Below are 22291 nucleotides of genomic sequence, written 5' to 3'. Positions count from 1 at the left end.
CTCCGGTCAGATCGCCGAGGGGTGGCGCGCCAGCGCCGTGACGTTGATGTCCATGTACGGAAACAGCGGCAGAGACGACAGCAGCGTGTGCAGTTCGTCATTGCTTTCGACATCGAAAATGCTGACGTTGGCGTAGCGGCCAACCACGCGCCACAGCTCTTTCCACTTGCCGTCGCGTTGCAGTTGTTGGGCCAGCGCCTTTTCGTCCGCCTTCAGTTTGTTGGCTTGCTCGGCCGGCATGTCGACGGGCAGGTTGACTTGCATTTGAACCATGAACAGCATGATGAGGGCTCCTGATTAGCGGGAAAATTTCAGCGGCAGGCCGGTCAGGGCCAGCAGTTCGTCGGCGGTGACGTCGCCGAAGATATCGGTGACGGTGACGCCGTCGGCGCGGATGTCGAACACGGCCACGTCCGTGTACACGCGCGAGACGCAGCGCACGCCCGTCAGCGGATACGTGCAGGCCTCAACCAGCTTGCTCTGGCCTTCGCGCGTTTGCAGTTCCATCATCACGAAGACGTCTTTGGCGCCGATGGCCAGGTCCATCGCGCCGCCCACGGCGGGGATGGCGTCGGGCGCGCCGGTGTGCCAGTTGGCCAGGTCGCCGTGTTGCGACACCTGGAAGGCGCCCAGCACGCAGATGTCCAGGTGGCCGCCGCGCATCATCGCGAACGAGTCGGCGTGATGGAAGAACGAGCAGCCGGGCAGTTCGGTCACGGGCTGCTTGCCGGCGTTGATCAGGTCGTAGTCTTCTTCGCCCTTGGCGGGTGCGGGGCCCATGCCCAGCATGCCGTTTTCGGTATGCAGGATGACTTCGCGGTCAGCCGGCAGGTGGTTGGCCACCAGCGTGGGCAAGCCGATGCCCAGGTTGACGTAGGCGCCTTCGGGAATGTCCTGCGCGACGCGGGCGGCGATCTGGTCGCGGGTCAGTTTGGTGCTCATTTCTGCTCCTTGGCGGCCGGGGCGGCGTCGATTTCTACGACGCGCTGCACGAAGATGCCGGGGGTGACGACGGTTTCGGGGTCCAGCGTGCCCAGCTCAACCACTTCGCGCACCTGCGCCACGGCCACGCGCGCGGCGCTGGCCATGATGGGGCCGAAGTTGCGGGCGGTCTTGCGGTAGACCAGGTTGCCCCAGCGGTCGCCGCGTTCGGCCTTGATCAGCGCGTAGTCGGCGTGCAGCGGATATTCCAGCACGTAGTGGCGGCCGTTGATCTCGCGCACTTCCTTGCCATCGGCCAGCGGGGTGCCGTAGCCGGTGGGCGAGAAGAACGCGCCGATGCCGGCGCCCGCGGCGCGGATGCGCTCGGCCAGGTTGCCTTGCGGCACCAGTTCCAGTTCCAGCTTGCCGCTGCGGTACAGGCCGTCGAAAATCTGCGAGTCCGCCTGGCGCGGGAACGAGCAGATGATCTTGCGCACGCGGTTCGCGCCCAAGAGGGCGGCAAGGCCCGTGGTGCCGTTGCCGGCGTTGTTGTTGATGATGACCAGGTCTTTCGCGCCCTGTTCGAGCAGGGCGTCGATCAATTCCATGGGCTGGCCGGCAGTGCCGAAGCCGCCGATCATGACGGTGGCGCCGTCGGGTACGTCCGCCAAGGCGGCCGCCGCGCTTGAAACAAGCTTAGAGATCATGATGTTCGCTCATAGGTGGCGTGTCATAATTTGTTCTTCATTAGAACTTACGTTCTGCTGAAGAACATCGTTTCATGGGGACCGCACAGCGTCAAGGCAGGCCGACGCATGGCGATCCTCCATCGTTTGGCGTTGCCCGAAACGGCAACGATCGGCTCGCCAGCGGCGAGCTTTTTACTCTTGGGACCCACCGGATGGCGGAGCTTGACCCCCAACAACCCAGCGACAGCTACGTGCAATCCTTCGCGCGTGGCTTGTCGGTGATCCGAGCGTTCGGCCCCGGTCGTTCGCAGATGACGCTGTCCGAAGTGGCCGCCGTGACGGGGCTGACCCGTGCCGGCGCGCGCCGCATTCTGCTGACCCTGGAACACCTGGGCTACGTCACCGTCACCGACCGCAAATTCGAACTGACCCCGCGCATTCTCGAACTGGGCTACGCCTATCTGTCCGGCACGCCGCTGTGGAACCTGGCCTTGCCGTACATGGAAGAAGTGGCCGAGCAGACGCGCGAATCGTGCTCGGTGTCGGTGCTGGAAGGCGCCGACATCGTCTACATCCTGCGCTTGTCCACGCACAAGGTCATGACCATCAACCTGGCCGTGGGCAGCCGCCTGCCGGCGTGGGTGACGTCGATGGGCCGCGTGCTGCTGGCCGGCCTGCCGGAAACGGAACTGGACCGGGTGCTGGCCATGAGCCAGATCCAGTCCTACACCCCGCAAACCGTCACCGACATCGCCGAACTCAAGCGTCTGCTGGCCGGCGTGCGCGCCGATGGCTACGCCTGCGTGGCGCAAGAGCTGGAACCCGGTTTGCAATCGGTGGCCGTGCCCATTGTTGACCGCAGCGGTCGTGTGATTGCCGCGATGAACGTCAGCGGGCAGTCCAACCGCTTTACGCGCGAAGCCATGCTGGACGCCTTCCTGCCACCCTTGCGCCGCGCCGCCGACCAGATCAACCACGCGCTGCTGCGCCGCTAGTTGCGGCGGGCAGGCACGAAGGTCAAGGTGGTTCAGCATGGCGCGCGCGCTCAGATGGGGGCGACGCCCAGCGTCGTGCCGCCACACACATACAACATCTGGCCCGTCACGAAACCGTTGTCCGGCGACAGGAAGAACATGGCGGCGCGCGCCACGTCTTCCGGCGTGCCCAGGCGCTTGACCACGATGCTGTTGATGATGCGTTCGGTTTGCGGAGCGCCCGCCGGATTGCTCTTGGTGAAGAGGTCGGTCGCGATGGGGCCCGGGCCGATGGCGTTGACGGTGATGCCGTCGCCGCCCAGTTCCATGGCCAGCGTGCGCGTCAGGCCCACCAGCCCGGCCTTGGTGGCCGAATAGACTACGCGCTCGGGCTTGCCTAAAGCGGCGCGCGACGACATGTTCACGATGCGGCCAAAGCCCGCTTCGCGCATGGCGGGCAGCGCGGCCTGCACCAGGATCAGCGCGGTGCGCAGATGCAGGTTCACCACATAGTCCAGATCCGCCAGGGTGGCCGTGTCGGCCGTGCCCGGGCGGGTGGCGCCGGCGTTGTTCACCAGGCCCACGATGTTGTAGGCGCTGGTGACTTCGGCGGCGACTTCCTTGGTGCGCGCTTCATCGGTCAGATCGGCCTGATACGAGACCAGCCCGGCTGGCGGATTCTCGGGCAGGCGGTAGTCGATGTTGACCACTTTGTGGCCCGCATCCAGCAGCATGCGGATGATGGCGGCGCCAATGCCGGCGCTGCCGCCGGTGACGAGATACGCAGTCGGTTTGCTCATATCGGTTTCCAGTCTGTTCAAAGAAAGCGCGGTGGATCAGTGCGTGGCGTAGCCCCAGGCCAGCACGGCGGTGATGTGGATCACGCCCACCCACAGCATCATGATGACGGTATAGCCCATCACGTCGCGCAGCTTCAGCTTGGACAAAGCCAGCGCCGGCAGGATCCAGAAGGGTTGCACCAGATCGTTCCAGGCGTTGCCCAGCATGACGGCCATGGTCGTCTGGTTCAGGGCGCTGCCGATTTCCTTGGCCGCATCGATCATGAACGGACCCTGGATCACCCAGTGGCCACCGGCGGACGGCGCAAAGAAGTTGATGAAGAACGAGCTGATCAGGCCCCAGAACGGCAGCGTGGCCGGCGTGGCGAAGTCAACGAACAATTGTGAGATCGACGTCACCAGGCCCGACGCGGCCATGATGGCCATGATGCCGGCGTAGAACGGATACTGCAGGATGATGCCGGAGATCGTCTTGATGCCTTCGGTCAGCTTGGCCACGTAGGCGGCCGGCGTGCCCAGCAGGATGATGCCCAGGAACAGGATGATGAAGTTGATCAGGTTCAGGTCCAGCGAGCCGCCGTCCATGAAGTGGAACGTCACGTAGGCAATGCCCAGCGCGCCGATCAGCATGCTCAGGATGCGGCTGTTGTTCAGCTTCGAGGCGATGGTGCCTTTTTCCAGCATGTCTTCGCCGGCGTTGGAAGCGTTGGCGTCGCGGTCGATGCCCGGGTCCACTTCAACGACCTTCTCACCCTTCTTGGGGTGCAGCCAGGCGTTCAGCAAGGGCAGCGTGATGATGATGACCAGGCTGGTGATCAGCATGGGCACCGAGAAAATGGTTTCCGACAGCGGGATGGTGCCCATCTGATTGGCGGTGGGGTGGCCGGGGGTAGCGACCAGCACGGGGATGCTGGCGGACAGGCCCAGGCCGTACATCGTGAAGCCGCTATAGGCCGCCGCGATGATCAGCGGGTAGTGCACGCCCTTGACCTTCAACGCCAGCTTCTTGGCGACGATGCCGCCGATGACGAGACCAAAGCCCCAGTTCAAATAGCTGCCCACGCCGCCGACCAGGGTCGCGACGATGATGGCGGTGTGCGGCTTGTGCACGTGGCTGACGATGCGGTTCAGCAGGCGGTCGGTCAGCGGCGCGGTGGCCAGCACGTAGCCCATGGCCAGAATCACGGCCATCTGGGTCGTGAAGGCCAACAGGCTCCAGAAGCCCTTGCCCCAGGCGCGGGTCACGTCGCCGATGCTCTGGCCTTCGATGCCCATGGCCAGCAGCACGGTCAATAGCGTCAGTGCAATCGCGAAAACAAAAGGATCCGGCAGATACTTGCGCATCAGCTCGGTAAAGAATGAAGCCAGTTTATTCATGGTGCCTCCAACAACTCCGTAGGCGGTTCTCTAGTGTCTGCTCCCGGGCGTCATCGGGGGGCGATGCGCGGGTAGACCGACGATTGATTTTCTTTGTGTGGTGGGGCGCGTGGCCCGATGGCGCGGTGGGCGTGGCCCCCGCGCCTTATCTGTCTTTGTCTTGAATTTGGTTGCGGCGTCGGAACAAAGCGCCGTCAGGTGTCGCCGGCCTTGTCGTTCAGCCAGGCCGCCAGTTCGCCCAGCGCGGCGCTTTTCTCGCGCAGCACGCGCTCGCGGCGCTCGGGGCTCCAGGTGTAGAAACCCTGGCCGCTCTTGGCGCCGATCTGGCCGCTGTCGACCTTGCTTTTCAGTAGGTCGGAGGGCTCGGTGCGGTTTTCCAGGTCTTTGTACAGGTAGCTGGCAATCGCGTAGTGCACGTCGATGCCGTTCATGTCGCGCTGTTCCAGCGGGCCGGACAGGGCCAGGCGAATGCCCAGGCTCCACTTGACCACTTCGTCGATGTCTTCCGCGCTGGCCACGCCCTTCTCCAAGAGCGAAATGGCTTCGCGGGCCAGCGCGTGCTGGATGCGGTTGGCGATGAAACCGGGGATGTCCTGGCGCACCAGCACCGGCCGCTTGCCGGCAAAGCGCAAGGTCGCCATGACTTGGGCGACGGTGGCTTCCGAGGTGTCGTCGTTGCGCACCACTTCCACCAGCGGAATGACGTCGGCCGGCGTGAAGAAGTGGGTGCCCACGAAGCGGTCGCGGCGCGCCACGGCGCTGGCGATCGCGTTGATGGACAGGCCTGACGTGTTGGTGGCGAAGAGCGTGTGCGGGGCGCACAGCGCGTCAAGCTTGGCGAAGATGCCGCGCTTGAGTTCCAGGTTTTCCGGTACGGCCTCGATCACCAGCTCGCAGTTGGCGGCGGCTTCCAGCCCAGGTTCCATGCGGATGCGCTGGAGCGCTTCCTGCACCTGGGTGGGCGCGTAGACGTTCAACTGGCGGTCGATGACGGCGCGGGCGCGATCCAGCGCGCCTTCCATCGGGTCGATCAGGACGATGTTCAGTCCTTTCGACGCGAACAAGGCGGCAATGCCGCTGCCCATGGCGCCTGCGCCGATGACGGCCAGATTTTTCAGGGGAGTATCCATGACGGCTCGCTTGATGCTTGCAGGCGAACGTCACGGGCGGGCACACGGGGAATCAGGGGGAACGCTGTCTCTTCCGGGGATGCCTTTCCGTGCCGTTCGGCCAGAAAAATCATTTTGTTCTAAATACGAACATTTGTGCGTACTTAGAATTTCTGTCAGGGATAGTACTAAAAGTCTCCAGGGGTGGACAAACCAGCATCAGCCGGTGTTCGGCAGGTGGACGCTGCCCGCCTAGCCGGAATTGCGCAGCCCCGCCGCGATGCCGTTGATGGTTAGGTGGATGGCGCGCTGCACTCGCTTGTCGATGTCCGCCTCGGGGTGTTTCTGTGCCGCGCGGTGGCGGCGGATCAGGTCGATCTGCAAATAGTTCAAGGGATCGATATACGCAAAGCGTTCGCGCAGCGAATCCTGCAGGGCCGGGTTGTCGGCCAGCAGCTCGCGCTGCGTCAGCAGCTTCAGCATGGACAGCGTGCGGCCATGTTCGGCGCTGATCATGCCGAACACGCGCTCGCGCAGCGCGCGTTGCGGCACCAACTGCGCGTAGCGCGCGGCGATGGCCAGGTCGGACTTGGCCAGCACCATTTCCATATTGGACAGCAGCGTGCGAAACGCCGGCCATTCGCGGGCCATCTCGCGCAGTTGCGCCAGGCGGGCGCGGCGCGAGCGGGGGGCGTCGGGGGCGCCCGTTTCCAGATAGGCCTCGATGGCCGAGCCCATGCCGTACCAGCCGGTCAACATCAAGCGGCATTGCGCCCACGAAAAGCCCCAGGGTATGGCGCGCAGGTCTTCGATGCGCTGGCCTTTCTTGCGTGAGGCCGGGCGTGAACCGATGTTCAAGCCCGCGATTTCACTGATGGGAGTGGCGGCGAAAAAATATTCGGCAAAGCGCGGCGTGTCGTAGACCAGGCCACGGTAGGTGCGCTGTGCGGTTTCGGACATGAACGACATCGCCGGGCCGTGCTGCGCCATGTGCGCGTCTTCGGCGCTGGTGGCCTCGGCGCGCGGCGCCAGGCTGGATTCCAGCGTGGCCGCCACCAGCAGTTCCAGGTGCCAGCGGCCCACCTCGGCGTCCTTGTACTTGCTTTGGATGACTTCGCCTTGCTCGGTCAGGCGGATCTGGCCGGCCACCGTGCCCGGGGGCTGCGACAGGATGGCGTCAAAGCTTGAACCGCCGCCGCGTCCCACCGAACCGCCGCGTCCGTGGAACAGGCGCAGTCGCACGTTGCGCGACGAAAACACATCCACCAGCGCGCGTTCGGCCTGATACAGCGACCAGTTCGACGTGAGAAAACCGCCGTCCTTGTTGCTGTCGGAATAGCCCAGCATGACTTCCTGCGCGCCGTTCTGCGCCTGCTTCACGCGCTGGCGCACTTCGGGCAAGTCCAGCCAGGCGGCCATGATGTCGGCGCCGCGCTGCAAGTCGGGAATGGTTTCGAATAGCGGCACCACCATCAGGCCGTCTTCGGGCGCGATGTCCTGGCCGGCCGGTGCGATCAGGCCGGCTTCCTTTTGCAGCACCATCACTTCCAGCAGGTCGCTCAAGGTTTCGGTGTGCGACACGATGGTCTGGCGTACCGCTTGCTTGCCATAGCGCGCGCGGCCGGCGGCGGCGGCGCGCAGCACGGCCAGTTCGCGCGTGGTGTCTTCGCTGTAGGCGATCCAGGGCGAGGCCAGCGGGCGGGCCTGGGCCAGTTCGGCGCGCAAGAGCGCCACGCGCTGGTCTTCGTCAAGCGACAGGTAGTCCAGCGGCTTGCCCTCGTGCTGGACGCCGGCGCGTTCGAACAATTCGGCCAATGCGTTTTCATGCACGTCGGAGCTTTGGCGCAGGTCGACGGTGGCCAGGTGGAAACCGAACACCTCGATGGCCTGTTGCAAGCCCGACAGCCGCAGCTTGGCCAGCGGGGCGCCATGATGCGCCGCCAGCGACGCGGCGATGATGGCCAGGTCGGCCGACAGTTCCTGCGGCGCCTGGTAGGCCGGCGCAGCGACGGTGCGGCGGCGCGCCAGGTTCTGCCCCGTCAGCGCCTGGGCGGTGGCGGCCAGGCGGGCGTACACACCGACCAGCGCGCGGCGATAGGGCTCGTCGCGGCGGTGCGGGGAATCGTCGCCGCTGTTGTCGGCCAGCGCCAGCAATTCCGGGTTGGCCGAAATCAGCATGGTGGTGATCGATAGTTCCGCGCCCAGCGCGTGCACCTCTTGCAGATAGTGTTCGAACAGCACGGTGGCCTGACGCAGCAGCGCGCGCTCCAGCGTGCTGGCATCCACATTGGGATTGCCGTCGCGGTCGCCGCCGATCCAGCTGCCCATGCGCAGGAACGGTTCCAGCGGCGGGGGCGGGGCGGCAAACGGCTTGGCGGGCTCGCGGTTCAAAAGCTTGGACAAATCCCCGTACAGGCGCGGGATGACTTGCAGGAAGGTGCTGCGGTAGTAAGACAGCGCGTTCTCGATCTCGTCAGCCACCGTCAGGCGCGTGTAGCGCAGCATGCGGGTCTGCCACAAGGTGGCCACGCGGCCAAGCAGCGCGGCATCCAGTTCGGCCAGCTCTTCCGGCGTCAACGGGTTGCCGCGCTGGGCCAGCGCGGCGGCAATTTCTCGGTGCACGTCCAGCGTGCTTTTGCGCTGCACTTCGGTGGGGTGCGCGGTCAGCACCGGCATCACGCTGGCATCGGCCAGCAGCCGGCGTATGCGGGCCACGCCCACGCCTTGCTTGCCCAGCGTCTGCACGGCATCGCGCAGGCTGCCGCGCGGGGCGGTGTCGCCGGCCAAGGCGCGGGCACGCTGACTGCGGTTCTGGTCGCGGTCTTCGGCAATGTTGGCCAGGTGCAGGAAGTAGCTGAAGGCGCGCGCCACCGAATTCGGGTCATTGCCTTGCAAGCGCTTGACGCGCTGCTCCAGCAGCTTGCTGTCCGCCTCATTGCCTTCGCGACGAAATTTCACCGCCGTGCGGCGCAGTGTTTCGATGGTGTCAAAGACACGCTTGCCTTCGCATTCCTCAATGACGGTGCCTAAAAGACGGCCTAGCAGCCGGATATCGTGGCGCAAGGGTTCTGCTGAGTCGGACTGCGGGCGAATGGCTTTCATCGGGCGGTGGATCCGTCGGGCTGAAGATGGAAAGGGAAGGGCGTTGCGGCAAAACCAGGAAAATCGAACCGATTGATTTTACGCAGCGTTCCTTACTGGGCGCGCGTTTGTCTCGGTTAAAGTCCGTGATGTCCCTTCGTCTTTCTAGAAGCCCCCTTTATGCAAAATCATCAACGTCGCGCGCTCGTGCTGTTTTCGGGCGGCCAGGATTCCACCACTTGCCTGGCGTGGGCGCTGGACCGTTATGCCCATGTGGAAACGGTGGCGTTCGACTACGGCCAACGCCATCACATCGAACTATCGGCCCGGCTGAACGTGCTGCGTGAAATCCGCGCCAACTTCCCCGACTGGGCGCCGCGCCTGGGTGAAGACCATCTGCTGGACCTGAAGGTGCTGGGCCAGGTGGGCGACACCGCCATGACCAGCGACCGCGCCATCGAAATGCAGGCCAACGGGCTGCCCAACACCTTCGTGCCGGGGCGCAACCTGTTGTTCCTGACGCTGGCGGCGGCGCTGGGGTATCGACGCCAACTCGATGTGCTAGTGGGCGGCATGTGCGAAACGGATTTTTCTGGCTACCCCGATTGCCGCGACGACACCATCAAGGCGCAACAGGTGGCGCTGGGTTTGGGGCTGGGGTCACGCATCACCATCGAAACGCCGCTGATGTGGATCGACAAGTCCGAAACCTGGGCGTTGGCGCATCAGTTGGGCGGGGACGCCTTGGTGGACATCGTCGTTGAAGACAGCCACACCTGCTATCTGGGCGAGCGTGGCGCGCGGCACGACTGGGGGTATGGCTGCGGCGAATGCCCGGCCTGCAAGCTCAGGAAAATAGGTTGGGAAAAGTGGGTGGTGGCTTCCGCCGCCGAAGGCTGATTTTTTCGACAGCGGCGGCTTGGGCAACGGCCCAAAGGTTTGGAAGGGGTTGCGAACCTACACGGCCCTTGCCGACACCCTGCCGATAAACCGCTTTCGCAACACCCAGGCCGCCGCGGCAATCGCGGCCGCCAAGACCACGGACATCGCCATGGCGGCGCGCGCGCCTTGGGTCTGGATCACGAAGGCATACGCCACGGGCGCCGCGGCCGTCAGCAAGAAGCTGGGCACCAGCAGCGCGCCGACCAGCGAGCCGTAGCTGCGGAAATCAAACAAGGCCAGCGGCAGCGTGCCGCGCGTGATCGTCAACAGGCCGTTGCAGGCGCCGTAGAAAAACGCATAGGCTGCGGTGGCATACAGGTTGCCGTTCGAGAACCAGCCCAGCACGAAGCAAAACGGCATCAGCGCGGTGACGGCCCAATTCAGCGTCAAGGGATGCAGCCTGGCGCCCACGGCCACATCCGCCATGCGCGCCGCGAATTGGCCGATGCCCCATAGCGCGGCCACACCGGCCGCCGCCGCGCTGGCCAGGCCCACGCCGGTCAGCAAGACAATCAGATGCGCGGCGGTGCCGGCCGCCAGGAAGTTGGTCACCATGGCGATCATGGCGTAAAGCGTGCCCGCCAGACGACGTTCTCCAGGTGAGCGGGTCAGGCCGGGGGCGTTGCTGTTGGCGGCGGTGGCCGGCGCGGCATAGCGCTGGCGGGGCAGCGCCAGGTAGAGCGGCAAGGTGGCCAGCGCCAGCGCGGCATACACCAGCACCGCGCCGCGCCAACCCAGCCAGGCGGCCAGTGCGTGGCCCGCTGGCCACATCGCCGTGGACGACAAGCCGCCAAACAGCGTGATCTGCGACATTGCCCGCCGCGCCGTGGGACCACCCGCGCGCGCCAATGCGGCAAAGGCGGCGTCGTACAGGCTTAGCCGCATGCCGATGCCCAGCAACAGCCAGGCCAGGTAGTACCAGACCACGCTGTGCGCGGCGGCCAGCAATACGCAACCGGCTGCGGCCAGCACGGCGCCCACCGGCATCACAACATGCCCGCCCCAGTGGTCCACGGCGCGGCCCGCCAAGGGCGACACCAGCGCCATCGTGACGATGGCGGCTGAAAACCCGCCATAGACCACGGCGGCGTTCCAGCCCAGGTCGGCCGTCATGGCGGGGCCGAACGCGCCGATCAGGTAAAACGTGACGCCCCAGTTCACCAACTGGGTCAGGCCCAGGCAAACGACGGCGCGCGGCCCGATCACGGGCGCTGCGGCGGCGTGCTGTCGCCTTCGCCCAGGCTGCGCTGCATCAGTACGGTGTCGCGCCATTCCCCATGTTTGTGGCCCACCGAGCGCAGCGTGCCCACCGGATGAAAGCCCTGGCTGGCATGCAGCGCCAGCGACGCGGCGTTGCGGCTGTCGCCCACCACCGCCAGCATCTGACGCCAACCCGCCGCGGTGCAGCGTGCGATCAGCTCAGCCAGCAGCTTGCCGCCGATGCCCAAGCCCGCGCGGCCAGCCTTGACGTAGACCGAGTCCTCGACCGTGTGGCGGTATGCGGGGCGCGGCCGGTAGGGGGTGACGTAGGCATAGCCGACGACCTCGCCGTTGATCTCGGCCACCAGGTGCGGCATGTCCTTTTCCAATACGCCCGCGCGGCGCTGCCGCATTTCGGCGATGGAAGGCGGTTCCAGCTCGAACGAGGCGGTGCCGTGTTCAACGTGGTGGGCGTAGATGGTCTTGATGGCTGGCAGGTCTGCTTCCGCGCTGTCGCGGATCAGGACGGTGGGGGTGTGGGGCGACATATCAGGGCCGAAAGATCGAAAGGAAAATCCAGCCGCCAGTGTGGTGCTAAACAATTCATAAATAAAGCTTTGGAAGATTATGATTTGCATAAGCAAAACTTTGGGTAAACGGCATGCGCGGTTTGAACCTGGACCATCTGCGCCTCTTCGCGCAGGTTATTGAGCTGGGCAGTTTCTCGGCCGCGGCCGAGCGCGGGGGCGTGACGCAGCCGGCGGTCAGCCTGCAGGTGCGCCAGTTGGAAAGGCGTTTTGGCTTGAAGCTTGTCGAACGGGTGGGCCGCCGTGCCGGGCCAACGGCGGCGGGGCTGGAACTGCTGACCCATATCCGCGTGATCGACGCCGCGCTGGCGCAGGCCGAGCAAGCCATGACGGCGCATGCCTCGCAGGTGTCCGGCCGCATCCGGCTGGGCACGGGCGCCACCGCCTGCACCTATCTGCTGCCCCCCGTGCTGGCGCAGTTGCGCCGCCGCTTTCCCGCGCTGGACATCGTGGCCAGCACCGGCAACACGGCTGACATGCTGCGTGGGCTGGAGAACAACACGCTGGATATGGGGCTGGTGACCCTGCCCGCGCCGGGCCGGATGTTTCAGGTGACGCCGCTGATCGAAGACGAATTCGTGGCGATCTTCCCCGCCCGCGACGCGGCCTCCATTCCCGCTCAGGTGACGCCGCAGGCATTGGCGCCGTGGCCGCTGGTGCTGTTTGAACCCGGTGCCCGCACGCGCCGTTTGGTGGATGACTGGTTCGAGGCGGCGGGCATGGCGGCCAAGCCCTTCATGGAGCTAGGCAGCACCGAAGCCATGAAGGAGATCGTGGCGGCCGGGCTGGGCTGCGCGGTGCTGCCCAAGCTGGCGGTGTCGGGCGCGGGGCAGCGCGATGCGCTGGCGGTGCACTCGCTGACGCCCCGCCTGTCGCGCGAACTGGCCATCGTGATGCGCCGCGACAAGCCGCTTAGCCGTGGTCTGCGTCATCTGCAAGAGGCGCTGCTGGCGTTGCGGGAATGAGGGTCCGGCCTGTGCCGCCCCGATCCAGCGTATTATTTAGCGTTTTGCCGCCACGCTAACAGCACTCGAGACAAATCATGCCGCACTACCGTTCCCGCACATCGACCCACGGCCGCAACATGGCCGGCGCCCGCGCCCTGTGGCGCGCCACTGGCATGAAGGACGGTGATTTCGGCAAGCCGATTATCGCGGTGGTGAACTCCTTCACGCAGTTCGTGCCGGGCCACGTGCACCTGCGCGACCTGGGCGCGCTGGTCGCCAAGGAAATCGAAGCCGCCGGCGGCGTCGCCAAGGAATTCAACACGATCGCCGTCGATGACGGCATCGCCATGGGCCACGGCGGCATGCTGTATTCGCTGCCGTCGCGCGAACTCATCGCCGACTCGGTCGAATACATGGTCAACGCGCACTGCGCCGACGCCATGGTCTGCATTTCGAACTGCGACAAGATCACCCCGGGCATGCTGATGGCCGCCATGCGCCTGAACATTCCGGTCGTGTTCGTGTCTGGCGGTCCGATGGAAGCCGGCAAGGTCAAGTCGCCCACCGATGGCCAGGTCATCGCCAAGATCGACCTGATCGACGCCATGATCAAGGCCGCCGACCCGAAGGTGTCGGACGCCGAAGTGGCCGAAGTGGAACGCAGCGCCTGCCCGACGTGCGGCTCCTGTTCCGGCATGTTCACCGCCAACTCGATGAACTGCCTGACCGAAGCCATCGGCCTGGCGCTGCCGGGTAACGGCACCATCGTGGCCACGCACGCCTGGCGCAAGGGCTTGTTCGAACAAGCCGGCCGCCTGGTGGTTGACCTGTGCCGCCGCTACTACGTGGAAGAAGACGAATCGGTTCTGCCGCGCAACATCGCCACCAAGAGCGCCTTCCAGAACGCGATGGCGCTGGACGTGGCCATGGGCGGTTCGACGAATACCGTGCTGCACTTGCTGGCTGCCGCGCAGGAAGCGGGCGTGGACTTCACCATGGCCGACATCGACCGCATTTCGCGCAAGGTGCCCTGCCTGTGCAAGGCGGCGCCCGCCACCGACAAGTACCACATTGAAGACGTGCACCGCGCGGGCGGCATCCTGGGCATCCTGGGCGAACTGGCGCGCGCCGATCTGCTGGATCTGTCGTGCGGCAACGTGCACAGCGGCACGCTGGGCAACGCCATCCAGAAGTGGGACGTGGCCGGCGGCGCGGGCGAAGAAGCGCAGAAGTTCTACCGCGCGGCTCCCGGCGGCATCCCCACCACGGTCGCTTTCAGCCAGGACGCCACCTTCCTGACGCTGGACACGGACCGCCAGACGGGCTGCATCCGCAGCAAGGAAAACGCCTATTCCAAGGACGGCGGCCTGGCCGTGCTGTACGGCAACCTGGCCGAGAAGGGCTGCATCGTCAAGACGGCCGGCGTGGACGAATCGCAATGGGTCTTCACGGGCCGCGCCCGCGTGTTCGAAAGCCAGGACGACGCCGTTGAAGGCATCCTGGGCGACAAGATCGTGGCGGGCGACGTGGTCGTGATCCGCTACGAAGGCCCCAAGGGCGGCCCGGGCATGCAGGAAATGCTGTACCCCACGTCGTACCTGAAGTCCAAGGGCCTGGGCAAGACCTGCGCGCTGTTCACCGATGGCCGCTTTTCGGGCGGATCGTCGGGCCTGGTGATCGGCCACGCCTCGCCGGAAGCGGCCGAAGGCGGCACGATTGGTTTGGTGGAAGAAGGCGATGTGATCGAAATCGACATCCCGAACCGCAAGATGCACCTGGCTGTGTCCGACGAAGAACTGGCCCGCCGCCGCGCCGCGATGGATGCGCGCGCGGATGGCTGGGAACCGGTCGGACGTGAGCGTGTGGTGTCGCAAGCCTTGCAGGCTTATGCGGCGTTGGCCACGTCTGCTGATCGCGGCGCGGTGCGTGACCTGTCGCAGTTGAAGCAGAAAGCCAAGCGTTGATCGGGTTTGGTTGATGCGGGAAGCGGCGCCCTTTGGGGGCGCCGTTTTTTTTGGGCTGGCGCGGCAGCAGTGTGGATGCGGGATGCCGCTGCGGGGTAGTGCATTAAAGCTGTAAATTCCCCACACAGTAGATCAGCTGTTTTTCGAGCGTAAGGACGCTTCACATGGCTTTGAATTCCGACGCATTGCGCGTGTTCCTGGGGGTGGTGGACGCGGGGTCTCTCAGCGCCGCCGCTGAACTCCTGGGCCAGACCGCATCAGGTGTCAGCCGCGCGCTGTCGCGGCTGGAAGAGGACCTTGGCGTGATGCTGCTTAACCGCACCACAAGACGCATGGAGCTGACGGAAGAGGGCGCGCATTTCCTGCCCAAGGCGCGGCAGATCGTGGCGTCGTTGGAAGAAGCCGAGGAGTGCATGCGGATGGTGCATCAGCGGCCGGCGGGACGCTTGCGGGTGGACGCGTCGGTGCCGGTGATGCTGCATTGCGTGGTGCCGCACGTGGGGGAGTTCCGGCGGGAATATCCCGAAATATCGCTGGAGCTGACCAGCAACGACCGCATCGTGGATTTGATGGAGCACCGCACGGATATCGCGATTCGTATGGGGCCGCTGACGGATTCCACGCTCCATGCGCGCGTCCTGAGGCCGTCACCGCGCTGGATGATGGCCAGCCCGGAATACATCGCCCGGCATGGGGCGCCGGAAACGGTGGAGGATTTGGCCAGGCATGAGGTGCTGGGTTTTACACAGCCCGAAAGCCTGAACCTGTGGCCGCTGAAGCATGCGGGCGGAACCAGCTATCAGGCGACGCCGACCTTGGCGACGTCTAGTGGCGAGACGCAGCGGCAGTTGGCGCTGCGGGGAGTGGGCATCGCTTGCCTGTCTGATTTCGTCGTGCGCGAGGATATTGCGGCGGGACGGTTGGTGAAGGTGATGGAAGGGGTATACAGCGATCAGCTGCAACCGATGCACGCGGTGTACCACCGGAATACGCAATTGTCGCGACGGATTGCGTGCTTTTTGGATTTTTTTGCGGGGCGGGTGTGATGGGTTTCGCGCGATGGGCGGTTGCTTGATTCTGACGGTGGTGCCGCGCTGCACCCATCCTACGGGTGATGGTTGGGTTTCTTGTCGTCGTGTCCATCAACGGCGGTGCTCATGCGTTTGCTGATGGGTTTCGCGCGATGGACGGTTGCTTGATTTTGACGGTGGTGCCGCGCTGCACCCATCCTACGTGGGCTGGCCGTTCCTTTGTAGGATGGGTGCAGCGCGTGTTGCATGTCACCGGTGGGCGGACGCTGATCGCGCGGAACCCATCAGGCGATCTTACCCATGCAGCGCCCGTCCAAACGCGTTTAATACCGATTCGTGCAGTGTTTCCGACAAGGTCGGGTGTGCGAAAACGGTGTGCATCAGATCTTCCTCGGTCGCCTCCAATGAGGTTGCCACGCCGTAGCCCGTGATCAGCTCTGACGCTTCCGGGTGGATGATGTGGGCGCCCAGCAATTCTCCTGATTTTGCATCGAACACCGTCTTCACCAGGCCCTGGTCTTCGCCCATGGCGATGGCCTTGCCGTTGCCCGCGAAGCTGAACTTGCCGACGCGGATGTCGCCGCCGTGCACCTTCGCGTGTTCGCGCGCACGGGCTTCCGTCATGCCGATGCTGGCCACTTGCGGATACGAATACGTGCAGGCGGGAATGCGCAGGGGGGCGATGGCGTGAACGGCTTTGCCGGCAATGGCTTCCACGCACAGCACGGCTTCGTGGCTGGCCTTGTGGGCCAGCCAGGGTGCGCCGGCCACGTCGCCGATGGCGTAGATGCCCGGTTCGTCCGTGCGGCAAAAACCGTCGGTGACGATGTGGGTTTTTTCGACCCTCACACGCGTTTGCTCCAGCCCCAGGTTTTCCACGTTCCCCACGATGCCGGCCGCGACGATGACACGGTCTACTTCAAGTTCCGTCTTCTTGCCTTGCTGTTCCAGCGTGACCTTGACGCCCGTGTTGGTCAACGCAGACGCTGTGACGGCGCATTGCGTCAGCACGCGGATGCCTTGCTTTTCAAACGCCTTGCGCGCCAACTGCGAAATTTCCGCGTCTTCTTGCGGCAGGATTTCGGACGTCATGTCGATCAGCGTGACTTCAGATCCGATGGCGCGGTAGAAGCTGGCGAACTCTGCTCCAATGGCGCCGGCACCCACCACCAGCAAGGACTTCGGGATCGCGTCCGGCGTCAAGGCTTGGCGATAGGTCCAGATGCGTTCGCCCACTGGTAACGCGGGTAGTTCGCGGGCGCGCGCGCCGGTCGCCAGAATGATGTGCTTGGCCGTCAGCGTGGTGCCGTTGGCGATCGACTGTTTGCCCGCCAGCGTCGTACCGTTGTCTAGCGCCAGCTTGCCCGCGCCCGCCAACTTTGCCGTGGCCGCGAACACCGTCACGCCGTTCTTCTTCATCAGGTGTGCAACGCCCTGGCCCAGCCGGCCCGCCACCTTGCGTGACCTTGCGACCATGGCGGCCAGGTCGGCGCGTGCCTCGCCGGAACCCGTTACGCCGTAGTGCGAGGCTTCCTGGCAGGCGCGCAGCACCGTCGCGCTGTGCAACAGCGCCTTGGTGGGAATGCAGCCCCAGTTCAGGCAGATGCCGCCCAGCTCGGCGCGTTCCACCAGCGCCACCGACATGCCCAGTTGCGCGGCGCGAATGGCGGCGACGTAGCCGCCGGGGCCGCCGCCCACGACGATAAGATCAAATTCAGTCTTCGTCATCGCGGGCCTCGCAGCAAGAAATCCGCATCCGTTTTCGTCATCACCGACCTCACAGCAAAATTCGCACGGGGTTTTCGATCAGCGTGCGCAAGGCCGCCAGCCAGCGCGCACCGACCGCGCCGTCCACTGCGCGGTGGTCAGCGGACAAGGTCACCGTCATGACGGTGGCTGCCACCAGCTCGCCGTTCTCGCCCACGACAGGCCGGCGTTCGGCCGCGCCCACGGCCAGGATGGCGGCCTGCGGCGGGTTGATGATGGCGGCGAACTGGCTGATGCCGTACATGCCCAGGTTGCTGACGGTAAGCGATCCGCCCGTGAATTCCTCGGGCTTCAAGCGGCTGACCTTGGCGCGGCCGGCCAGTTCGACGATTTCGGCGGCGATGGCCAACAGCGGCTTCACGTCGGCGTCGCGCACGATGGGCGTGACGAGACCGCCGTCGGTGGCGACGGCCACTGAGATGTCGGCGCCCGCGTGGTATTCGATGGCGTCGTCGTGCCAACTGACATTCACTTCAGGCACTTCGCGCAGCGCCAGCGCGGCGGCGCGCACGATGAAGTCGTTGACCGACAGCTTCACCGCGCCGCCTTGATTGGCTTGCGAGCGCAACGCCAGCAGCGCGTCCATCTTGCAGTCCACCGACAGGTAGAAGTGCGGCACGTTCTGCTTGCTTTCGGTCAGGCGGCGGGCGATGGCGCGGCGCATGCCGGTGTGCGGCACACGGCGGGCAGCGGGGCGGGTCGACGAAGGCGGGGACACGGTCGTGGCATCGTGCGCACGGTCGCGCGCGGATTCGACGTCGCGGCGCACGATGCGGCCATGTGGGCCGGTGCCGGTCACGCCCAGCAAGTTCACATGCCACTGCGCTGCCAGCCGGCGCGCCAAGGGGCTGGCGAACAGGCGTCCGCCGGGGACGGGGGTGTTGGAGGCGGGCACATCGTCAGACGCGGATGGGGTGCTGGCGGCTGGCGATCTGGCGGCCGGCGCTCCGGCATCAGACTTCACAGCAGCCGACGCTGCGTCAGCCGACGTCGCAGCACTTGATGCCGTATTGCCCGACGATCCAGCAGCAGCCGCGGCAGCACCCGACGATCCCGCCGCCGTCCCACCATGTTCCGCCAACACGCGATCAATTGCCGATGCATCATCGCCCTCGGCCAGCAATACACCAATCACCGTATTGATCGGCACCGACGCCGCGCCGGCCGGGACCACGATGCGGCCCAGCACGCCCGCGTGTTCGGCGTTGATTTCGACAATGGCTTTTTCGGTTTCGATTTCCGCCAGCGCGTCGCCGACGGCAACCGGGTCGCCTTCTTTCTTTAGCCACTGATGCAGGTTGCCGTCCGACGTATCGGCGGCAATTGAAGGAAGCTTGATAAGGTGAGCCACGATGTTCGTCCTAGTTAGCGGCGGCGGCCAGGTCGGGCCGGTAGGCGGCGGGGTCGTCGTATTCGACCAGTTCCAGCACGTTGCCTTCGGGGTCGCGGAAGAATGCGAGCCAGGTGCCGGGGCGCACTTCCATCGGCGCGGGCGCGCTGTCGAACACCACGCCGCGCGCTTGCAGGCCGCGCACCACGCCGGCCAGGTCACGCACGATAAAGGTCAGGTAGGTGGCGCCCTGGCGGTCCAGGATGGCCGCGCCGCGCACGGCGGCGTCAGGCGCCACGCTGGGTTGCAGCAGCTTGATGCGTTCGCCGTAAGGCGTCTGCAAGCGCGCCACGTCGTAGCCGTGCGCGGTCAGCCCGGTCGCGCGCGCCTTGTCGGCCGGCACGCTCACGCGGTTCACCAGCGTCAGGCCGACGACGTCCGTGTAGAACGCCAGCAGCGCGTCCAGGTCCTGGCAGCAGATGCCGACTTCCATCGGCACGGTCATGTGCAGCGCGCTCATGCCTGTTCTCCCAGATCAGCCAGCACGTCTGCCAGGCCCGCCAGCACTTCCTCGGTGTCGGCGAACGCCGCGCGTTCCAGCACCTTCGAGATGCTGGGCGAGGCTTCGCCGCCAGTGACGCGCTTGATCGGCTGATCCAGCCAATCGAAGTAGCGGCGCTGGATCTCGTCGGACAGCATCGCGCCGTAGGACGTGCCGCGCGCGCCTTGCTCCACGATCAGCACGTTGTTGGTCTTCTGGATGCTGGCGCCGATGGTGTCCCAGTCCAGGCTGGCGCGGTCCAGCGTGCGCAGGTCGATCACTTCGGCGTCCACGCCTGCTTCCTCGGCCGCCTTGAGCGCGCGGCTGACCATCGACAGGTAGGTCAGGATGGTGACCTTGCCGCCCTCGCGGCGCACGCGGGCGCGGCCAAACGGAATGGCGTAGTCCAGATCGCCATCGGCCACTTCGCCCGACGACGCATACAAGTCCACATGTTCAATGACCAGCACCGGGTCCTTGGAGGCCAGCGCGGTGTTCATCAGACCCACGTAGTCGTAAGGCGTGGACGGCGCCACGATGCGCCAGCCCGGCGCGGTGGCGAAGATGCCGGCCGGGTCCATCGAATGCTGCGAGCCGTAGCCCGTGCCCATCGCGACCTTGGTGCGCAGCACGAAGGGCACGTCGATATCGCCGCCGAACATATGGCGCGCCTTGCCGATCTGGTTGAAGATCTGGTCGGCCGCCACCCACATGAAGTCGGGGTACATGAATTCAACGATGGGCTTGTAGCGCCCGTCCATGGCCAGCCCGCCGCCCAAGCCGGCGAAGGCGTTCTCGGAAATCGGGGTGCCCAGCACGCGGTCGGGGTACTTGTCCTTCAGGCCGCGCGTGGCGCCGTTGGTGCCGCCCTTCAAGCGGTGCACGTCTTCGCCCAGCACCACGACGCCGGGGTCGGTTTCCATGCGGCGGTCCAGCACGTCGGCCACGGCGTCGACGAACTTGCGTTCGACCTTGGTGCCCGTGTAGTCGTCGGCGTCCTGATAGCGCAGGCCGGCCAGTTCGGACCCATCACTGCGCAGGCCCACGTCGCGGAAGTCCGGGCGCGGCCAAAGGTCGGCGCGCACGCGGCGCTTGCCGCCGTCCGCCGCTTCGGTCAGGCGGCCGCACACGTCTTTCATGACGTCCTTGCAGCGCTGGCGCAGCGCGTCCACTTCCGCTTGCGTGATCAGTTGGCGGCCCATCATTTCGGTGGCGATCTTGTCCAAGGGATCGCGGCGGCGCCACTGTGCTTCTTCGTCTTTCGTGCGGTAGCCAAATGCGCTGCCGGGAAACGGGCCGTTCTGGTGGAAGAAGCGGTACACGTCCACTTCCACGATGGTCGGGCCGTTGCCGGCGCGCATGTGCGCCACGGCTTCCGACATGGCCAGATGCACGGCCAGCGGATCCATGCCGTCCACCTTCCACGACGGAATGTTGAAGGCCAGGCCGCGTGCCGACAGGCGCGGTTCGGCGGTGGATTCTTCCACCGTGGTGGACACGGCGTAGCGGTTGTTCTCAATGAAGAAGCACAGCGGCGTTTTCCACGCGGCGGTCAGATTCATCGTTTCAAGCACGGACCCAATGTTTACCGCGCCGTCGCCGAAGTAGGTGACGGCCACGCGGTCGGTGCCCGCGTGCTTGTGCGCCCAGCCCGCGCCCGCCGCCAGCGGCACGCCGCCGCCCACGATGGCGTTGGTGCCCAGCGCGCCCGCTTCCAGCCAGCGCAGGTGCATGCTGCCCCCACGGCCCCGGCAGAACCCTTGCGCCAGGCCCATGATCTCGGCCAGCGTTTTTTGCAGCACCTCGTCGATGGCGGGCGTGAGCGGGTTGCGCGGGTCCAGGCCCAGCGGGGCGACGTGTTGCAGCGCCTTGGCCAGAAACTGATGGTGCCCGCGATGCGAGCCGTTGATCTGGTCGCCCGCGCCCAAGGCCAGCACGGAACCGACCGCGCCGCCTTCCTGGCCCACGGACGAGTGCGCGGGGCCGTGCACCAGGCCTTCGGCGGCCAGTTCCAGCACGGCCTCTTCAAAGGCGCGTATCCAGTGCAACTGGGTCAGCATGGTGCCGAGCAAGGCGGGGTCCGCCTGCTGCCAGTCGCCCGCGTCAACCGTCAGTTGCCGCCAGGGCGCTTGGGGCTCAAGCGGTTGGTAGGTGGCCATGAGTGTGTCTCCAGAATGTTTTTAGCGTCAGTACGATTAAAGGTAGCTGTAGCGGCTCCAGCCGCCATCGGCCACCAGGGTGTGTCCGGTGATGTAGGCGGCCTGGCGCGATGCCAGGAAAACCGCCAGGTCGGCCATCTCGGCCGGCTGCGCCATGCGTCGCAAGGGCGTGCGCTGCTTGAGACGTTCGGGGTCAAGACGGCCGCGCGCCGCCAGGTCACGCACCAGGTCGGTTTCCACGTAGCCCGGCGCCAGCGCGTTCACGCGCACCCCCATCGGGCCCCATTCCACCGCCAGCGTTTCGGTCAAGAGCACGACGGCGCCCTTGGTGGCGCAGTAGGCGGCGCGGTCGGGCGCGGCCACCACGCCGTACATCGAGGCCAGGTTGATGATGCAACCCGATCCGGCCGGCACCATGCGGCGGCCAGCCGCCTGGGCGCAAAGAAATACGCCTGTCAGGTTGATGTCGACAGCGCGGCGCCATTCGTCCACGGTGACTTCCAGCGTGGGTTTGTTGGCGGAAATGCCAGCGTTGTTGATCAATACGTCGATGCCGCCCCAGGCCTGTTCGACCTGGGCGAACGCGCGCTCGACCGCGTTGGCGTCGGTCACGGAGGCCTGCACGGCCATGGCGTCGCCGCCCGCCGCTTTCAGGTCCGCCACGGCGGCGTCCAGCGCGGCGGCGTCCATGTCCAGCAAGGCCACGCGCGCGCCTTGGCGCACGAAGGCTTGCGCGGTGGAAAAGCCGATGCCCTTGGCGCCGCCGGTAATGACGACGCGCTGGCCGCGCAGTTCGCTATGGATGACTTCTGTGGGGTGGTCCAAGGGAGTGTGGTCCAAGATAGGTGCCTGTAGAGGATTTGCGTACGGGC

Annotated in this window: 19 protein-coding genes; 5 read left to right on the top strand and 14 right to left on the bottom strand. The window is 65.7% G+C overall.

Features of this window, described 5'->3' with window-relative positions:
- Window positions 1–6: 6 nt before the first annotated feature.
- From catC to WBR68_RS28195, 3 genes are read right to left on the bottom strand one after another with little or no spacing between them, the layout of a single operon-like run.
- Window positions 7–282 (bottom strand): muconolactone Delta-isomerase, encoded by a 276-nt coding sequence (gene catC / locus WBR68_RS28205; RefSeq protein WP_050450213.1) that lies wholly within the window; start codon window positions 280–282, stop codon window positions 7–9.
- A gap of 15 nt (window positions 283–297) precedes the next feature.
- Window positions 298–942 carry a 3-oxoacid CoA-transferase subunit B gene (locus WBR68_RS28200; protein WP_050450214.1) on the bottom strand — a complete coding sequence of 215 codons (645 nt, stop codon included), beginning with the start codon at window positions 940–942 and terminating at the stop codon, window positions 298–300.
- Window positions 939–1628: a 3-oxoacid CoA-transferase subunit A gene (locus WBR68_RS28195; protein WP_050450215.1), complete on the bottom strand. Its 690-nt coding sequence runs from the start codon at window positions 1626–1628 to the stop codon at window positions 939–941. Before WBR68_RS28195 ends, WBR68_RS28200 begins: the two co-directional genes overlap by 4 nt.
- A 194-nt stretch (window positions 1629–1822) precedes the next feature.
- Here WBR68_RS28195 and WBR68_RS28190 point away from each other — a divergent pair, with 194 nt between their 5' ends.
- Window positions 1823–2605 carry an IclR family transcriptional regulator gene (locus WBR68_RS28190; protein WP_230695882.1) on the top strand — a complete coding sequence of 261 codons (783 nt, stop codon included), beginning with the start codon at window positions 1823–1825 and terminating at the stop codon, window positions 2603–2605.
- Window positions 2606–2655: 50 nt separating this feature from the next.
- Here WBR68_RS28190 and WBR68_RS28185 read toward each other — a convergent pair whose 3' ends face one another.
- From WBR68_RS28185 to ppc, 4 genes are all read right to left on the bottom strand, one after another.
- Window positions 2656–3384, bottom strand: a complete 729-nt coding sequence (locus tag WBR68_RS28185; protein WP_050450217.1) for an SDR family NAD(P)-dependent oxidoreductase — start codon at window positions 3382–3384, stop codon at window positions 2656–2658.
- 36 nt (window positions 3385–3420) lie between these two features.
- Entirely contained in the window at window positions 3421–4761 is a 1341-nt protein-coding gene (locus WBR68_RS28180; RefSeq protein ID WP_127185951.1) for a short-chain fatty acid transporter, read from the bottom strand.
- Window positions 4762–4955: 194 nt separating this feature from the next.
- Window positions 4956–5891, bottom strand: a complete 936-nt coding sequence (locus tag WBR68_RS28175; RefSeq protein WP_230695881.1) for a 3-hydroxyacyl-CoA dehydrogenase family protein — start codon at window positions 5889–5891, stop codon at window positions 4956–4958.
- Between the two features lie 231 nt (window positions 5892–6122).
- On the bottom strand, window positions 6123–8972 hold the full coding sequence (gene ppc / locus WBR68_RS28170) for a phosphoenolpyruvate carboxylase (RefSeq protein WP_230695880.1): 2850 nt from the start codon (window positions 8970–8972) through the stop codon (window positions 6123–6125).
- A gap of 159 nt (window positions 8973–9131) precedes the next feature.
- On the opposite strand from ppc, the gene queC reads away from it, so the two are divergent.
- Window positions 9132–9851, top strand: a complete 720-nt coding sequence (queC, locus tag WBR68_RS28165; RefSeq protein ID WP_050450221.1) for a 7-cyano-7-deazaguanine synthase QueC — start codon at window positions 9132–9134, stop codon at window positions 9849–9851.
- Between the two features lie 57 nt (window positions 9852–9908).
- Here the strand turns inward: queC and WBR68_RS28160 are convergent, their stop codons facing one another.
- The gene (locus WBR68_RS28160) at window positions 9909–11099 is read right to left on the bottom strand and encodes an MFS transporter (protein WP_230695879.1); all 1191 of its coding nucleotides are present in this window, start codon (window positions 11097–11099) and stop codon (window positions 9909–9911) included.
- Window positions 11096–11641 carry a GNAT family N-acetyltransferase gene (locus WBR68_RS28155; RefSeq protein ID WP_230695878.1) on the bottom strand — a complete coding sequence of 182 codons (546 nt, stop codon included), beginning with the start codon at window positions 11639–11641 and terminating at the stop codon, window positions 11096–11098. The genes WBR68_RS28160 and WBR68_RS28155 overlap by 4 nt, the downstream gene beginning before the upstream one ends.
- Window positions 11642–11754: 113 nt before the next feature.
- Here WBR68_RS28155 and WBR68_RS28150 point away from each other — a divergent pair, with 113 nt between their 5' ends.
- The 3 genes from WBR68_RS28150 (at window position 11755) to WBR68_RS28140 (ending at window position 15637) form a co-directional block, all read left to right on the top strand.
- Window positions 11755–12645, top strand: a complete 891-nt coding sequence (locus WBR68_RS28150) for a LysR family transcriptional regulator (RefSeq protein ID WP_050450223.1) — start codon at window positions 11755–11757, stop codon at window positions 12643–12645.
- A 77-nt stretch (window positions 12646–12722) separates the two neighbouring features.
- On the top strand, window positions 12723–14591 hold the full coding sequence (gene ilvD, locus WBR68_RS28145) for a dihydroxy-acid dehydratase (protein ID WP_050450224.1): 1869 nt from the start codon (window positions 12723–12725) through the stop codon (window positions 14589–14591).
- A 164-nt stretch (window positions 14592–14755) separates the two neighbouring features.
- Window positions 14756–15637 carry a LysR family transcriptional regulator gene (locus WBR68_RS28140; RefSeq protein WP_050450225.1) on the top strand — a complete coding sequence of 294 codons (882 nt, stop codon included), beginning with the start codon at window positions 14756–14758 and terminating at the stop codon, window positions 15635–15637.
- A 279-nt stretch (window positions 15638–15916) separates the two neighbouring features.
- On the opposite strand, the gene lpdA is transcribed toward WBR68_RS28140, so the two are convergent.
- From lpdA to WBR68_RS28115, 5 genes are read right to left on the bottom strand one after another with little or no spacing between them, the layout of a single operon-like run.
- Window positions 15917–17350: a dihydrolipoyl dehydrogenase gene (lpdA, locus tag WBR68_RS28135; RefSeq protein WP_230695877.1), complete on the bottom strand. Its 1434-nt coding sequence runs from the start codon at window positions 17348–17350 to the stop codon at window positions 15917–15919.
- 49 nt (window positions 17351–17399) lie between these two features.
- A complete protein-coding gene (locus tag WBR68_RS28130) occupies window positions 17400–18740 on the bottom strand; it encodes a pyruvate dehydrogenase complex dihydrolipoamide acetyltransferase (protein ID WP_230695876.1) in 1341 nt (446 codons plus the stop codon).
- Between the two features lie 10 nt (window positions 18741–18750).
- Window positions 18751–19239, bottom strand: coding sequence for a VOC family protein (locus WBR68_RS28125; protein WP_230695875.1), 489 nt, complete (start codon window positions 19237–19239; stop codon window positions 18751–18753).
- Window positions 19236–21419, bottom strand: a complete 2184-nt coding sequence (locus WBR68_RS28120; protein WP_230695874.1) for an alpha-ketoacid dehydrogenase subunit alpha/beta — start codon at window positions 21417–21419, stop codon at window positions 19236–19238. The genes WBR68_RS28125 and WBR68_RS28120 overlap by 4 nt, the downstream gene beginning before the upstream one ends.
- A gap of 36 nt (window positions 21420–21455) precedes the next feature.
- Window positions 21456–22244, bottom strand: a complete 789-nt coding sequence (locus WBR68_RS28115) for an SDR family NAD(P)-dependent oxidoreductase (protein WP_230695891.1) — start codon at window positions 22242–22244, stop codon at window positions 21456–21458.
- Between the last annotated feature and the right edge of the window lie 47 nt (window positions 22245–22291).

Source organism: Achromobacter sp. JD-1 (genome assembly GCF_038594925.1).
GTDB classification, from domain to species: domain Bacteria; phylum Pseudomonadota; class Gammaproteobacteria; order Burkholderiales; family Burkholderiaceae_B; genus Achromobacter; species Achromobacter spanius_C.
The sequence above is the reverse complement of the archived record's forward strand: the minus strand, read 5'-3'. Positions and strand labels throughout refer to the sequence as shown.

Bases quoted from the DNA above. Each gene is read 5' to 3' on its own strand.
- WBR68_RS28140 (WP_050450225.1), top strand. From the start codon at position 14,756: ATGGCTTTGAATTCCGACGCATTGCGCGTGTTCCTGGGGGTGGTGGAC.
- WBR68_RS28150 (WP_050450223.1), top strand. From the start codon at position 11,755: ATGCGCGGTTTGAACCTGGACCATCTGCGCCTCTTCGCGCAGGTTATT.
- WBR68_RS28200 (WP_050450214.1), bottom strand. From the start codon at position 942: ATGAGCACCAAACTGACCCGCGACCAGATCGCCGCCCGCGTCGCGCAG.
- WBR68_RS28180 (WP_127185951.1), bottom strand. From the start codon at position 4,761: ATGAATAAACTGGCTTCATTCTTTACCGAGCTGATGCGCAAGTATCTG.
- queC (WP_050450221.1), top strand. From the start codon at position 9,132: ATGCAAAATCATCAACGTCGCGCGCTCGTGCTGTTTTCGGGCGGCCAG.
- ilvD (WP_050450224.1), top strand. From the start codon at position 12,723: ATGCCGCACTACCGTTCCCGCACATCGACCCACGGCCGCAACATGGCC.
- WBR68_RS28120 (WP_230695874.1), bottom strand. From the start codon at position 21,419: ATGGCCACCTACCAACCGCTTGAGCCCCAAGCGCCCTGGCGGCAACTG.
- lpdA (WP_230695877.1), bottom strand. From the start codon at position 17,350: ATGACGAAGACTGAATTTGATCTTATCGTCGTGGGCGGCGGCCCCGGC.
- catC (WP_050450213.1), bottom strand. From the start codon at position 282: ATGCTGTTCATGGTTCAAATGCAAGTCAACCTGCCCGTCGACATGCCG.
- WBR68_RS28155 (WP_230695878.1), bottom strand. From the start codon at position 11,641: ATGTCGCCCCACACCCCCACCGTCCTGATCCGCGACAGCGCGGAAGCA.
- WBR68_RS28185 (WP_050450217.1), bottom strand. From the start codon at position 3,384: ATGAGCAAACCGACTGCGTATCTCGTCACCGGCGGCAGCGCCGGCATT.
- WBR68_RS28195 (WP_050450215.1), bottom strand. From the start codon at position 1,628: ATGATCTCTAAGCTTGTTTCAAGCGCGGCGGCCGCCTTGGCGGACGTA.
- ppc (WP_230695880.1), bottom strand. From the start codon at position 8,972: ATGAAAGCCATTCGCCCGCAGTCCGACTCAGCAGAACCCTTGCGCCAC.
- WBR68_RS28175 (WP_230695881.1), bottom strand. From the start codon at position 5,891: ATGGATACTCCCCTGAAAAATCTGGCCGTCATCGGCGCAGGCGCCATG.
- WBR68_RS28190 (WP_230695882.1), top strand. From the start codon at position 1,823: ATGGCGGAGCTTGACCCCCAACAACCCAGCGACAGCTACGTGCAATCC.
- WBR68_RS28125 (WP_230695875.1), bottom strand. From the start codon at position 19,239: ATGAGCGCGCTGCACATGACCGTGCCGATGGAAGTCGGCATCTGCTGC.